This window comes from Amycolatopsis sp. Hca4 (genome assembly GCF_013364075.1).
Classification (GTDB): domain Bacteria; phylum Actinomycetota; class Actinomycetes; order Mycobacteriales; family Pseudonocardiaceae; genus Amycolatopsis.
Map to the genome: position 1 here is coordinate 7,274,309 of NZ_CP054925.1, position 14,547 is coordinate 7,288,855.

The window sequence follows — 14,547 nt, forward strand, 5'->3', positions numbered from 1 at the left end:
TGTCAGTACCTGGACCTGGGACGGCTATCGTAGTCGACCGTGTTACGTGTTCCGCTGATCAGCACTAGCACAGGAGTGGCCAGTTCAATGAGGTCGCTGTCGCCTGGCATGCGCCGGGCGCGCCAGGCCGCGAAGCCGGAGCCGACCGCCGCGAACGTGAAGACGGCCCCGAGCGTCCGCGCCCAGGCGGCGTCCATTGAGATCGCCAGGTAGGTCTGCATCCCGGCGACGATGGCGTACGTGACGGCGAGTGCTCGCCATGTGGCCTGACGTTGCATCAGGCACCTCCCCAGTGACCGCGATGGTAGTAGGTCGCTGTCGACCTTCTAGCAGTTACAGACGTGCTTGCGGTTGATGCTCGAGTCGCGTGGCACATGAAGATGATCATCGGTATCGCAACTGCTCAAGGCCAAGGTGTAACAGCCTGTGGCAACAGAGCGACTCAACCGCGTAACGCTAGCCGTCCAGAACGGCGGCCCACCGTCATGAAGTTACGTGACAGCAATCACTGAAGCTGGAAGAGTCTGGTAGAGTCTGGAGCATGCAGGAAGCGCCTAGGCCGCTCGACGTCGACGAACTGCTCCGGCAGTTGGCTGCTCTCTCCGAGTCTGACAACCTTGACCGGCAGACCGTGGAACGAGTGAGCACGGCACTAAGCGCGGCAGAGCGAACTGTGCGTGTGTTGCGGACCGGAGTTGCAGGCACATCGGCTCGTCAGCAGGCGATCGACGCGTTGAGCGAACTGGGCGTGCCAGCGAACCCTGCGCTGATAGCTGAGTTCCACCGAGCGCGTTTCGGCTCGGAATTGGCGCCACGCGCACTCGCGAGCATCCGCCGAGACGAAATGCGTGCGTATCGGGCCAAAAGCAGCACTCGATCTATGTGGGTGGTGCCAGCCCTGACCACGCAACTTTTCCCGGCTCGCGGACATCTGACGTTGTCAACCTGGCCCGCGTGGTTACGGATACTTGGGACCCGGTCGGCGCGCGTGGACATGCTTCAAGTGATGATCGTGCTGCTCGACGCGATCGTCGAACCATTAGGTCCGGGTAGCGACGTGTTGCAGGTCACGCGAGAACTGCGGCGCAACCGACTGACAGAGCTTCTCGTTCGGATGGGTGTCGGCGTACCAGGTATCGGTCAAGTTGTCGACCAAAGGACGGCCCGCGAGGCGATCCAGGAAGAGCTCGGTCGAATTACTCCCAAGGACCGCGCCGAACGAGAGGACGCCGCGGCCGCGCTATCGACGTTGAGCGAAGAGCAGCAAATATTCGGACGGTATTCGCCAACGCATAGCGAGCGTTGAAAGGCTGCTGATGAACCCGATCGATCCGGTGCTGGCGGAGGCTGCGTCTGTGGTCTCTGGCCGTCCGGGCACTTTGCTGATCGTGGCCGACGGGCCAGACCGACCTGACATGGTTCTCGTCGACCAGAAGGCGGGGGTGTACGCCATCGACCTCGAGCCGGAAGGGGCGACGTTGGATGACCGCCGACCGTGGGTAGCGCTGAACCGGAAGCGGGCGGAGCTGCGGGAGACCCTTAGTGGTACAGGTGAGCCGATGATAGGCGCCGCCGTTGTCCTTGGGGCCGCAAACGTGCGGCTGATCGATCGCGCTCGGTCGTCGTCGACTCGGATTGTGCTCTCGCGTCGTGACCTCGCTGATCCGGACTGGCCGGATCACCTGCCTCGTCGCGCGATCGACGGGGCCGATTTTATGGCCATCGTCGACCGCCTTGCGCCGTCGGTGGTGTTCAGTAGGCAAGGCCGGACCGGTGCTATCGACCCGGGCGCGGTAGACCGTGCCGCAGCACGTATTCAGCTTGACGCGGTGCAGGCGGCCGCCGCTTTGGCGCCGATCGCCGACGTTGCGACGGTGACCGGGCCGCCAGGCAGCGGAAAGACGTTGCTTCTCGCAGCCCGCGCGCGGGAGCTGCGCCGCGTTCGCCCGGAGTGGCAGGTGACAATTTTGGTCTATAATCGCGCGTTGGTGCCGTATGTCACGCGGTTAGTGAACGACCCGGATGTCACCGTGACCACTGTCGGAAAGTTTGCTCACCAGCTGGGCTTTCGAATGGACCTGCGCGGGGGCGAGTACGCGGCCAACGATCTCCAGAAAGCGCAAGAGCGCGGAATACCTCAAACGATCGATGCACTTCTTGTCGACGAGTTGCAGGATTTTGACGCAGCCTGGCTTCGGTTCGCGTTGGCTGCAGTCCGGCCCTCTCGGGGTGGCGCGTTGCTCGCTGGCGACCACGCGCAGGGTCTGTACCGAGACAGCGATCTGGATTTGGCTTTGTACGGTCATGAAGTCGTCCAGTACGTGCTAAAGCGACCTTATCGCAGCACGAGGCAGGTTCTGCGCGCAGCAGGCTCGCTGACCGAACAGCGAGTGGTGGGGATCGACGGTGCGCCGGACGGTGAACCAGTTGATCTGATCTGGGCGGACTCGAAGGATGCTCAAGTCGAATGTGTCGCATGCGAAATTTCTCTGATGCTGCGTGAGCGAAAGCGGCAGCCTGGCGATATTGCTGTTTTGCTCACGCGATGGAGAGGGCTAAGTAAACTTCGAACCGCGTTGACCAAGGCAGGTGTTCCCTTCGAGGTGTTCGACAAGAAGAACGCCATGGAATTTGATCCCAGCACGCCTACTGTGAAGGTGATCACCGTACATTCAGGAAAAGGGTACGAGTTTCCAGTTGTGTTACTGGTCGGATTGGAAGACCTTCCGCGGGGGACTGACGAGATAGCAAGACAACGAGAACGTGTTGGTTTTGTTGGAGCCTCTCGCGCTCAAGATCAATTGCTGATCACCTATACAAGATCTACGGTACACGTTGACCGGTTGGCCGCGCTGGGAGCCGACGTACGATACTGGACCTGGCCTGATGACTACCGGTGCAACGACAGCGCGGAGGTGAGCTGAATGGCGCAGCTACATGTTCTCGGCGACTGGCACGGGCCAGGCGAAGAGTACACCGCTAAAAGACTTGCTCGCGAGCTGCCTGTGGACTGGGACGTCATCGCCGGACGGCAGATCCCGACTCACACCGATCCCGTCGACCTCGATCTGATCGTTGTGGGCGAAAACGGCGTTTATGTTTGTGAGGAAAAGTCGTGGGGGCCGCATGTGGCGGCGGGCGAAGTGGCCTGGTACGTCAACGGTGAGCAGCGGTCCAACCCGGTCGACCAGGTGGCGCACGCAGCGCGCGTGCTGGCTGGCCGACTGCGAGCCAAAATCGCTGGGTGGACGGCGGGGCAGGCTAGGCTGCCCCGCGGGATTCGCCCAGTCACCGGCCACGTAGTCATGTCGCACCGGTCGATCAACCTGTCCGGGCAGGAAGATCTCGGTATCGACAAGGTGGTGACGCTGGACGCGGCTAGCGCAATGTTGACCACACGAGATGCTGCGCTGCCGGCCGAAGTGGCCGCGCTACGGGCGAGTGTCATGAGCTATCTGCTCGGCCTCGATCGCAGAGATCCGGCCGACGCGCCGGCGCAAATCATGCAGTACAGGGTAACGGGTCTAATCGGCGTCGAGGGTAATGCTCGGGTGTATGCCGGAAACAACCCGGCGGGCGAGCTGACGTTCCTGTACTGTGTCCCGGTTGTCAATGCACCTGATCGAGCGGCGGCGGAACTGCTCGCCATCCGTGAGCATGACGCTCTCGCCTTGCTTGCCAAAGAGGACCGAACTTGGCAGGTGCGCGACTGGTTCGACTGGAACGGCTACAGGGTCACTCCGATCATGCCTGACATGAGCGGAACCAGCTTGTGGAAGCTCGCTGGTGAGCGTCGGACACAGGTTGACTCTGCCGGCCGAGTACCGGAGAAGATCGCCACGCCGATCGTGCACGACGCGTTCGCCGCTCTCAAGTCCGTGCATGCCAAGGAAATCATGCATCGTGCACTTCGGCCACGCTACATCGAGGTTACAGGTGAAAACCGGGTCCGGTTTCGCGATTTTAGCCGGGCTCGGATTCCCAGCATGGAGACGATCGCCCCGAACCTGTTAGACGACCATCCGTCGACGCCGTACCGCGCACCGGATGCCACTATGGAGTTTTTCGGTGAAAAGGACGATGTCTACAGCCTGGCGCTATGCCTGGTGCAGTGGATCTATGGTGATCAGGACGAGACCCCAGATCATGATCTAGTAAGGCAACAAGCGGCGGCCTATCCAGGAATCGGTGAGTTGCTGGCCCGCTGCCTTTCCGTCGATTACGACAAGCGTCCCGAGGCGGTAGAGGTGGCGACCGCGACCGCGCCGACCACCGCTACGGCTTCAGCGATTGCGGCGGACGCCTCGATCCCGGTGGCGAACACGCTAGTCGCCGGTCGGTACCGACTGCGGCGCCAGCTGGGCGAGGGCGCGTGGGCGGTAACTTGGCTGGCCGCCGACGAACAAGCTGGTGGAGAACGTACGCTCAAATACCTGAGGCGAGATCGAGTATCACCGGAGCAAACCAAGGCGGAGTTCAGGACTGCCGACTCGCTTCGCAGCCGCTACTGCGCGAGGGTGTATGACGTGCTACCAGTCCCTGAGCCAGGTGTGCTGGTTCAGGAGTACGTGCCGGGCACCACGCTCAAGGAGATCGTGGCGAGCAAGCAGATGACTGGCGACGAGTTTCGCCGCATCACGATGGACGTGCTCTCTGGCCTCGACGACGCGCATCAGCAGGAGCTGTATCACCGCGACGTCAGTCCGTCTAATATTATCGTGCGTGAAGATGGCGGCGCACGTCTAATTGACTTCGGTCTGGCGGCACCCGCCACCACAGCCCGCTCGGCGGTCGGCTCGCCACCGTTCATCGCGCCCGAAGTGTGGGAACGAAGCAGCTGGTCGCCAGCTGCCGACATCTATAGCGCCATTGCGTCTATCCTGACCGCAATGCTTGGCCGCTATCCATACGCGAGCCCGGATTTGGCTGGCCGGAGGACGCTGGTCCCGCCAGCCGCGGACCAGCGTCAGCGCTTTGGCGAAGCCTTCCTTAATACACTTTATCGGGGTGTCGCTTACGATCCCGCTGATAGGCCGCAAAGCGCGGCGGAATTCGTGCGGCTCATCGCTGAACCGAATGCAGTATCCGAAGGCGACCACCGCCGAGTCAATCCTACAGTCGCGGAGCTTCGCAGCCTGTACAGGGAAAGTGGCCTCGGTAACGGTGGAAACCGCGGCCTTGACAATAAGTTCGCACACGAGACATATGCGCCAACCTGGCTAGACACCAAGCTGCTCCCGGCGATCCTCGATCGAAAACTGGATGTCGTCGTTCTGAGCGGTAACCCTGGCGACGGCAAGACGTCGTTCCTGGTCAAGGTTGGCGACGCGCTGGACAACCTGCGGGCCGAGACGTTGCGAGCAGACGACGCCGGCTGGCGCAAACAGCTCGATGGTCACACCTTCGTCGCGGTATACGATGCGTCGGAATCCAATTATCCGCTGTCGTCGGACGAGATGCTCCTGCAGGCGCTGGATACAGGCCAAGGGGAAGACCCGGAGCGCCGTACTGTGTTGATCGCTGCGAACGATGGTCGCGTCACGCAGTTTTTCACCGACCACGCAGATCTGCATGAGGACGTTGCGGAGCAACTGCTGCGGCAACGCCGGGTCGACACAGATCTAAGTTCTCGAGTCGTGCTGGTGGATCTGAAACGTCGTGCGCTAGCCACACCCGAAAGCGAGACATTAAGTCTGGCAGAGGCGATCCTGGACCTTTTTACCGTTGACTCAAGATGGGTGGCATGCGCCGACTGCACCGCGAGGAACGGCTGCCCGATCCGGCGCAACGCTCTGGACCTTCGCACTACGTCTACTAAGGCCGCAGTCAAAGAGCTAGTACTCACCAGTCACCTGCGCCGCCGGCGGCGTGCCACTGTGCGAGACGTCCGCTCTGCGTTCGCCTGGCTGATTACCGGTGATTTGTCCTGTGAACAGGTCCATGCCCAGCGGGAGGGCGGGACAGACCCGATCACCGACGACCGACTGCTGGCCGGTCTCGCTTTTGGCGGCGTCAGTGGTGACAACCTGCTACAAGAATGGGCAGAGTTGGATCCAGCGGAGCTACCCGCTCCTGGTGCGGTTCGTACAGCACGCGCCAGGGTCGACGTGCTACCTGACCTGAACAAGATCGCGGAGTCCGACATACGGCGACTGAAGCGAGCGTTGTTCCTCGGCCAGTGGGGCAGCGAAACCGGGCGGACGGAGGTACGCGGCTACCGCCACTTCGCTGAGTATCTCGATGCGCTTTCTGCCCCAGAACGGGCCCTGCCCAGGTTCATCACCGGGCTGTCCCGAGTACTAGGGTTTGTTGGCTACGAGGGTACGGGTTTGGCATTGCGGGACCAGTCCTACGACGCGCCTGCAGTGCGCGCTATCGTCGTGATCAAGGAACTGGACGCGACAGAGTTCGAGCTGGCCGCCGATGGCGCCCGCTCGCCGTACATCGAGTCGTTCCCCGACCTCTTGGTATTGCGTCACTCTTCTGGGGCGGCGCTGCGTATCAACTTGGATACGGCCGAGGTGCTGTTGCGTGCGGCAGACGGCGAAATCCTGGGCGATCTCGCCTCGGAAGCTGTCCGGCAAGAGGTAACTGGGTTCGGTAATCGGCTGCGTCGTGAGCCCGCCCGGGCGGTGCGGGTTATCGACGGCTCCGGTCGTTCGCTGAAGGCAGTGGCCAAAGACGGCCGGATCGTACGGGAGGACGTTTCGTGACCATCGAGCTGCCGAAAACAGTGAAGACGTACCTGTACCCACCCTTGACTATGTTCACCACCGCGGACACTGATGTCGACCGTGTCCTTCCCCATCTGTTCGAAGCCTGTGTCAAGGGCGGACGTCCAACGCGCATTCTAACTAATGAGCGGGACTACCCTGGTTATCGCGACCGACTGTTGTCCAGTGAATACATGGTTGGCTTCGAATCGCCGAACGCGTCTGCGTTGGTGGACGGATGGTTGCGTTCATGCATTATTGACATGGGCACGGTGGGAAAATCGCACAGCGAAGAGCAGATGCTGTCGGTTGCTCCGATAACATTGGCGGCCTACCGAGCTGGCGTGCCGAGAACTCGATCCCGGCACCGTTTCATCGACGATGTCACCTATCAGCTCCTTCGGGCCGAAGTAGCTCGAAAAAGCACAAACAATCCTGATGGTGAGCTCCGGCGCATAATCGAAGATAACCTCGGCCATGGATTGCGGATCGGTCCTGCGCCGAAGTGGGAGCCTGAGTTGGCTGAGCCGGACAAGCTCGACATCAGTGCGCTGCTGGAGTTTCGCTTCCTCGAAGGCTTCGAGATGGGTGATGTGCGCGGCTTCAAGCCGGAGTCACAGGTCCTGAACAGTCCCTTGCCTGGGGTCACGGACAAACTCGGTAAAATGCTTCTGGCACATCTATGTGTCTACTCTGGTCGGTTGCCGACTGCAGCACTGATGTCTACCTTCGCTGGGCTTCTCGCTCTTGGCTTGTTCACGCTCAGCCTACGCATCAATGCAGCTGGTCAGGAACTGTTGCGCACGGGAAAAGCGCCGGCCGACATGACAGAGGCGGATCCGGATTCGCCTCTTGAGCTGTACTGTGACTTCACAGGTGGCATCGACGACGAGTCCGACAAAATCTCGCGACAGTGCGTGGAGCGAGATCTGAACCAGATCAGGCTCGTCTTCCGGGACCGCATGACGTTCATGATCGTCGACAAGGCGGTCGAGCGAATGTCAGACGAGCTGGAGCGGCACAAGGCGCTTCATGGACCAGAAAAACTCATTCAACTTGCCGATCTGCGTACGCACCGCGAAGTGGCCTATTTCGCCACGAGTCAGCTCTACGACATTAAGTCGACGAATGCGCAAGACAACGAGAATCTAACTGAGGACGAAGCCGGATTTCTTGACAAAGTGCAGCGGTCTCACAAGAGTGAGCTAGACAAACTTCTTGATGTGCTGGAGTTTGTCAATCACGATAAAGCCACCCGCAATACGGTTTCATGGTTTTATTCAGTTGGAGGTCTGCGAAAGCAGTATGGAATTCTCACTGGCGCTTCGCAAAGCCGCCGCTCATGGCGATATGCGCCAAGTGACGAACTTCTGCAGATATTGCTGCTGGCTGTGTTCGTCCGCAACCAACAGTCCTATCGGCCGACAATGCCGCTGCGGCAGCTACTAGATGAGCTACGGCATCGATTCGGCATTTTGATCGATCGTCCTCCTGCGTTCCTAGATGGTGCCGAGGCGCGTGCAGCGGCTGCGGCCAACCTCGCGGCGTTCAAGCGCAGGCTGCAGCTGCTCGGCTGTTTCGACAGCCTGTCAGACGACTTTTCCGAACAGATCGTTCGTCATCCACTGGGGGACCGTGATGTCTGATTCAATCGGCGCGCCGCTGCCTGACCTGATCGTCGACCGGATCTCAGCCGCCTTGGCCCAGCAATCGAAGAATCATGAACCTGGCCACTGCGTCCGGGTGGACAACCTACGTCATGGTGATGCCGAGCGGTTGGTGATTACTCTGCGTCGAGACCTCGACGCTGGTGAAGCCGATGTCCATGTTCTTGTGGATCGGGCCGAACAAGCGGACGGAGACCTGCTTATCCTCGCCGAGCGGGCTGTCGAGCTGCGCAACCGGAAACGACGCCAGCTGGTGCTGTTGGTGCCGGTGGGGACTGGCGCGGCCGCCAGCTCGCTCGACAACAGTTTCGAGCGCCAAGACGTGGTCAGCCTGCTGCGCGGCGCGAGCAAAGCGCTCGTTGACGAACTGCCTGCCGAAAATGGCGTGCGGATGGGCGTGTTTAAGATCGCTGACTTGCTGGGTAAGCGGCGACCGGTAGAGGCTTGGGCTCGCTACGTCGCAATGGTTAGTGCAGAGCCCAACTGGCGCACTATTGGTGCTGCACTGCCGACCGTTGGTCTCATTCCGGATCTCGGTGGCCCTGAACTGCTTGGTCGGCTGGAGCACAACAGAGACTGTGTTAAGGAAATCAGCCGGCCAGCCAGGGCTGTCGCCTCGGTCGCTGACCGACTGAGCAAGGCTAGGCTGATGGACGGTCCAGTCCGTGCTCAGCTTGCCGAGTTCCTCTCGAGTTCATCACGAGACCTGTCTAATCCCGGTTCCTGGACCGCTGAGCTGATCGCCGAGTCCGGGCTCAGCTTCGAACAGTGGCCGTTGACCGAGCCCGAAACCGTAGCTGTAGACCAAGTCCGAGTGGATCCGTTCCTCAACAAGAATGGCGCGGTAGTTAGGGCCTCGCGTCTCAAGCAGGAACAAGCAGGTGATCTGCCGTACACAGAGGCGGGCGAAGATGCTCCTTGCGTAGTGCGGGTAAGCTGGAAAACACTTCCGGCGAAGACTGACGCGATTAGTCGCTGGCTGATCGAGGTGCTGCCGCCGAAAGATATGCGTGATGGCGAGGAGGGCACCGAACCGAAGGCCAAGATCACTGTTGCGGGAGCTCGACGCACGGCTACGGTGACCATGGACTTGGATGAGGCCGACTTAGAGCAAGGCTCGTTATTTGTGGTGCGGGTGACTGGGTTGGACACCGCAGGCCAGCCGGTGTTGCTGAGGACCGGCGACGATGAGTTCGCGAGGGACGAAAGCCAGCAGTTCACAGTACGCTGGGAAGCTGACTTGATCACCGGGGATACCCGCCGAGCGTCGGCATGGGCATTTGCTCTCGGCAAACTCGATGCGGTGCTCGGTGGACAGGACGATCTGACGGAGGACTCCTATAGCCTGGATGAAACGCATTCTGCAGCATCGCTGCGACTAGGGGGCCGGCGTACGGTGCTACTTGGGGTCAGCCCAGTACTGGTCAACCTGCAACGCGAGTTGTTCGGTCAAACGACGCAAGCGACGCAAGCGACCGCGTTCAGCGCCTCTGGGCGGATGGGTGCGGTGCTCGAACCTGCCGATATCGAGGTGGTCGAGGACAAGCTGCCTCCAACGCTGCTCAAGCTGCGCCGGGAGGTGCACGCCCTTCTCGGCGAGCACAAGCCGCGCAACATCGTCGAGTCCCTTGAGTGGAACACCGAACTGCGAGACAAGGTACGGGCCTACTGTCAGACGTACACTCGTGCCCTGGACAGGGCGGTCGCGGACTCCACGCACCGCGACGCTCTGCTGGTGATGGACACTCTGGCGCTGAATATCTCGATCGCAGGCGGCAACCCTATTCATGCGGTGGTCGTGCTACCGTTTCACCCCCTCCGATTGTCGTGGCTATCTGAGTATGACAAGACGGTGACTGGCTGGGCACGCGAACTCGCTGGCAACGGGCCAGAAGTAGGGCGGCGACGTACGATGGTGGACGCTGAGCTGATCCGTCGGGTGAGCCCAGCCAACCTGCCGTTCGCTGTACCTGGCCTGGCAACAGGCAGCCCCGTTTTCGTGCATGCGCGGGAGGCGACGGTCGGCACCGGAATCTACCTTGCCCCTGACGAGCGGGAGCCGGGCATCGCAATCCAGGCAGTGTTCGACGTGCTTGGCATTGACCGACGAGACGTAGCGGCTGACGTGCCTCCGGGGATGCTGGCAGATCGAATCGTTAACTATCGGCAGACCCATTCTCATCCGGACGCAATCCGGTTGCTCGCTATCAACCCGGGATCTGGTGAGCTGCTCGCTCAGGCACTGCGCCAGGCGGTGCTAACTGACGGCGAAACGGATGCCGATACCGCAAGGCTTACCGGTCGAGCCGAGGTGATGACCTACAGCACCCGGCTGTCCAATACAGATCCGCTGCCTGCATTGACCGACCTGCAGCAGGCGGTCGGTGGATACCGAGTAGGAAGCACGCGGTCTTACCTCAAACCTCCGCTCGGGTTAAGCGTACGACCGTTCGACCATCTAGCGGCAGACGCCACACCGGTGCATCTGAGTGTGGTCAACGATCTTGCGGTTGTGGATGCCGTCGCGGGATCTGTGGCGTCGGACGCCACAGCATCATTCCTCAATCTGCTGACACCAACTAGTAGCCGACCCGTGGACTCGTCGGAAGGTCGGTACTGGGAGACCAGGCCGGCTGTCCGGCTGCGGGAAAGTCAGGATGGGAAGGGCAGGAACGGCGCTGCAGACGCCGTCGAGGCGCACCGAGCACACCAAGCTGCGCTCGCGGCAGCTCAAGGATTCCCGGCCGAACGCGGTATCGCGCTACGCGTCACGCTCGGTGATAGGGAGACCAAGGCGCTGGCAGCTGCACATGAGCGTGCCGATTGGGTTCTGTCGATCGACCGCAATCTGTCCCTAGACTTGTATTCGTCGAGCACTGACGCAGACCAGCCATATATTTTGGACTACGCGCCGGACTTCTTGGAAGGAATTGGGCCCCAGCTCACGGTCACGACCAAGCATCAAGGTGAGATCGAGCGCTTGTTGTCGACGGCAATGCGGGATCTGAACTTTGCGAATGACACACAGTCAGTGCGCCGCGCCTTGCATCTCATGCAGATGGTTTCCGGGCGACTTGCACTGCGCTTGATCGGTCGATCAGAGCTGGCCGTCGAGGCGGCCGGCCTCGCAGCGCTGCTGGCCTGGCTGGATGAACGCGGCGAGCTCGCCGACACGATCATCGTGCCTGTCGATGCGCACCAAGAGGTGTTCGGTGTTATCGATGAAAACTTGCGGCTTTGCGATATGATCCTGATACACGCCGCCAGTAAGAAGGTTAAGCTGGAATGTGTCAAAGTCGCGCTGCAGAGAGGAACAACGCCGCCGGATCAGGTCGCCGACCTGATTGCCGAGCGGCTGGATGCGACGGTAATGATGTTGGAGAACGGGTTTCTCCGCAGCGATCCGCCGCGTCTCGACGTCGATTTGCAGCGCGCCAGACTGGCGGGAATACTGCGTCATCACGCAAATCGGTCATTCGCCATGGGAAGCCTCAGCGGGGAACATCTGGCTGCTGCTGAACGTCAGTTCCACAGGATAGAGGATGGTGTCCCTCCGGAAATTTCCAAGCAGGGGTTTATCATTAGTCTCGATGACACTGAGCGGAACTTTCCCGGTGAGTACCGTGGGATCGCGATCGATGTGCTAACTCCGAAGGAACTTCGCAGCGCCGATATCGCTGTGCTTAAGCCCCATCGTCCGGAGGTGGCGGACGTTGCGGCGGTCCCAGCGACTAAGTCGACTCCGGTATCGCGAGTCGAACCAGTTGTCGAAACTGAACCAGTTGTCGAAGAGGGACCTGTCGCTGAAGCCGAACCTGCTGAACCGGAGACGTCGGACGAAGACTTCGAAGAACCGGTGCCGTCACCTGTGCGGTCTCAGGCATCTAAACAAGAAGGACCAGCGTCGAATGATTCGGACCGCCGCAAGGAGGTTCGGGTAATGCTCGGTCGCGATGTCCACTCGGCCGAGGTGAACTGGCGGATCAGCACCTCCGGAAGCCCGCATATGTTTATCCTCGGGATTCCTGGACAAGGTAAGTCGGTGACCACCCGAAGGATTCTCAACTCGTTCGCTGACCAGGCGTTGCCAGCACTGGTTGTGGATTTCCATGGAGATATGGCGGCAGACCCGGCGGCCGACGCAACAGTCGTGGACGCCGCCGAAGGATTGGACTTCTCGCCGTTTGAGCTGCGAGCCGATGTTGATCATCGAAAATACGCCCAGGCAGCCTGGGAGCTGTCCGAGGTTGTCGGCTACGTGAGCGGGCTCGGTGAGATCCAGAGGAACGTGGTCTACGAAGCGTTGCGTGAGCTTTACCAACGGCACGGGTTCGGCTCCGCGGCGGGCCCCACCGGGCTGCCGACCATGGTTGAGTTTTCCGAGCTCCTCGAGCAGAAGGAAAGCGCGGGGCGCGGGCGCAACGTGGCCGCGCGGACCCGTCCGTTGAGCGACTTTGGCCTGTTCCGGGACGACGCTGGAAGGGGCCGGTTCGGGACGCTCCTGGCGGGAGGCGTGGTGCTGGACGTGCACACTCTCATGGAGCAGGTGCAGCTTGCTGCTGCTGCGTTCGTGCTACGCAAGGTTTACCAGGAGATGTTCCATTGGGGAAAGTCTAGTGAGCTGCGTCTCGCTGTGGTATTGGACGAGGCGCATCGGCTGGCAAAGGATGTGACTCTGCCGAAGATCATGAAGGAGGGCCGCAAGTACGGCGTGGCCGTCGTTGTTGCCAGCCAAGGTGTGGACGACTTCCATCGCGACGTGCTCGGCAATGCGGGTACAAAGGTGGCATTCCGCTGCAACTTTCCCCAAAGCAAGACGGTCGCCGGATTCATGCGAGGCCGAGCGGGCCAGGACATGGCTCTTGCGCTTGAGAAGCTCTCCGTTGGACAAGCCTATGTTTCTACCCCTGACATTCCGGAGGCCAAGAAGGTATTCATGGAACGGTGACGAGGTGGGAAGGCTGGCAACTTGTGGGATGTCGTCGCGGAGTTGGGTGCGGGGATGCAGCTGTCGCCGGGCGAGCTATAGCTGAAGGGGCTACACCTAGCGGCATCCTCGGCCCTGCTTCAAGATGGCGCTAAACTATAGTTTCTTCGACGGATAGTTCGCGATGTTCCCGACGTTGACGCACCTCAACGTGCATATCTACTGGGGTGCGGTCGAGGACCGCTTTGACCAGCATGGCCATGAACGCGTTTGTGCTCAAGTCGTCCGGGACGGCATCCTCAAGCACGCGGACGTTCGCCGGCTCCGTGTCATCCCACTCGGCTAGCAGTAGGCAGGTGGTGTCGTAGACGTCGCTCTCAGCCTTGAGCTTCCGCATCATATCGATGGCTCCTTCAAAGGCGCTCTTCTCTTGCAGCACGGTCGAGCGAAGCAGGAAGAAGAAACCCATCGATGCGAGGGGTAACAGCCCCGGAGGTTCTTAGCGTCTCCGTAGGCTTCTTCAAATCGGTTTGCTAGGTTCTTCCCAAAAGATGAACTCATGCTCTTGGTGGACACAAGAAGCTCTGGTCCGCGAGCCCATTGCGCAATGAGTACGTCGACCTGCTTTGCGTAGGCTCGGCCGAGTATGCGAGCGTCCGACGGTGCCACCGTAGCGTTCTTAAGAAGTTGGCCGCCAGGTTTGAGGAACAAGGCAGTGTGAACGGTGAACGCAGCCCACGAAGAGGCCAGTCCTGTCAGCGGCACGCCGGCGCGCAGTGCTGCCTCGCGGGATCACGAGCGACCTTCCCCCGCAAAGTCCTGGTAGCGGACGTAGGGTGGATTGCCGACTGCGACGTCGTACTGAGCCTGAGGCTCGAAGGTGTGAAGAAGTCCCCGGTTTCTACCTCAACTTGGCTCCCCTGCGCCTCGACCAGTGACTTAGGGTGTCGAGCATTCGTGGCATGTAGCTCGACTCCGTGGAGTGCGGCGGGTGGGTGCCCTGGTCGGCTGCCAGCTTGGCGAGACGGCGGCCGGCAGAGAGTAGGAAAGCGGCTTCGCCGCAGGCTGGCTCGAGTACACGATCATCGGGAGAGTGCACTGCCCAGTCGACGACGTAGTCGCAGAAGGCTGACGGTGTGAAGAAGGCTCCCAGTGCCTTGCGCAGCGCACGGCTGTCGAACGTCGGCTCAGAGGTGCTCACACTGGTCATCCTGTCGTACGAACGTTCGAATCGAGTCTA

Annotated in this window: 8 protein-coding genes; 5 read left to right on the plus strand and 3 right to left on the minus strand. The window is 60.8% G+C overall.

The genetic code is table 11. The features are described from left to right. Nucleotides 1-2: 2 nt before the first annotated feature. Nucleotides 3-278 carry a hypothetical protein gene (locus HUT10_RS32915; protein ID WP_176174746.1) on the minus strand — a complete coding sequence of 92 codons (276 nt, stop codon included), beginning with the start codon at nt 276-278 and terminating at the stop codon, nt 3-5. A 263-nt stretch (nt 279-541) separates the two neighbouring features. On the opposite strand from HUT10_RS32915, the gene HUT10_RS32920 reads away from it, so the two are divergent. Genes HUT10_RS32920 through HUT10_RS32940 form a run of 5 tightly spaced genes read left to right on the plus strand, consistent with a single transcriptional unit; the run spans nt 542 to nt 13,328 of the window. Continuing rightward, entirely contained in the window at nt 542-1,306 is a 765-nt protein-coding gene (locus HUT10_RS32920; protein WP_176174747.1) for a hypothetical protein, read from the plus strand. A gap of 10 nt (nt 1,307-1,316) precedes the next feature. After that, nucleotides 1,317-2,924 carry a 3'-5' exonuclease gene (locus HUT10_RS32925; RefSeq protein ID WP_176174748.1) on the plus strand — a complete coding sequence of 536 codons (1,608 nt, stop codon included), beginning with the start codon at nt 1,317-1,319 and terminating at the stop codon, nt 2,922-2,924. Next, on the plus strand, nt 2,925-6,713 hold the full coding sequence (locus HUT10_RS32930; protein WP_176174749.1) for a protein kinase: 3,789 nt from the start codon (nt 2,925-2,927) through the stop codon (nt 6,711-6,713). It abuts the gene before it with no gap. Then, nucleotides 6,710-8,359: a hypothetical protein gene (locus HUT10_RS32935; protein ID WP_176174750.1), complete on the plus strand. Its 1,650-nt coding sequence runs from the start codon at nt 6,710-6,712 to the stop codon at nt 8,357-8,359. The genes HUT10_RS32930 and HUT10_RS32935 overlap by 4 nt, the downstream gene beginning before the upstream one ends. Further along, nucleotides 8,352-13,328 (plus strand): DUF87 domain-containing protein, encoded by a 4,977-nt coding sequence (locus HUT10_RS32940; RefSeq protein WP_176174751.1) that lies wholly within the window; start codon nt 8,352-8,354, stop codon nt 13,326-13,328. Before HUT10_RS32935 ends, HUT10_RS32940 begins: the two co-directional genes overlap by 8 nt. A gap of 130 nt (nt 13,329-13,458) precedes the next feature. On the opposite strand, the gene HUT10_RS32945 is transcribed toward HUT10_RS32940, so the two are convergent. Together HUT10_RS32945 and HUT10_RS52285 are read right to left on the minus strand one after the other, a co-directional pair. Further along, the gene (locus HUT10_RS32945; protein WP_176174752.1) at nt 13,459-13,776 is read right to left on the minus strand and encodes a hypothetical protein; all 318 of its coding nucleotides are present in this window, start codon (nt 13,774-13,776) and stop codon (nt 13,459-13,461) included. 432 nt (nt 13,777-14,208) lie between these two features. Further along, nucleotides 14,209-14,517, minus strand: coding sequence for an N-6 DNA methylase (locus HUT10_RS52285; RefSeq protein WP_368660793.1), 309 nt, complete (start codon nt 14,515-14,517; stop codon nt 14,209-14,211). Nucleotides 14,518-14,547: the final 30 nt, after the last annotated feature.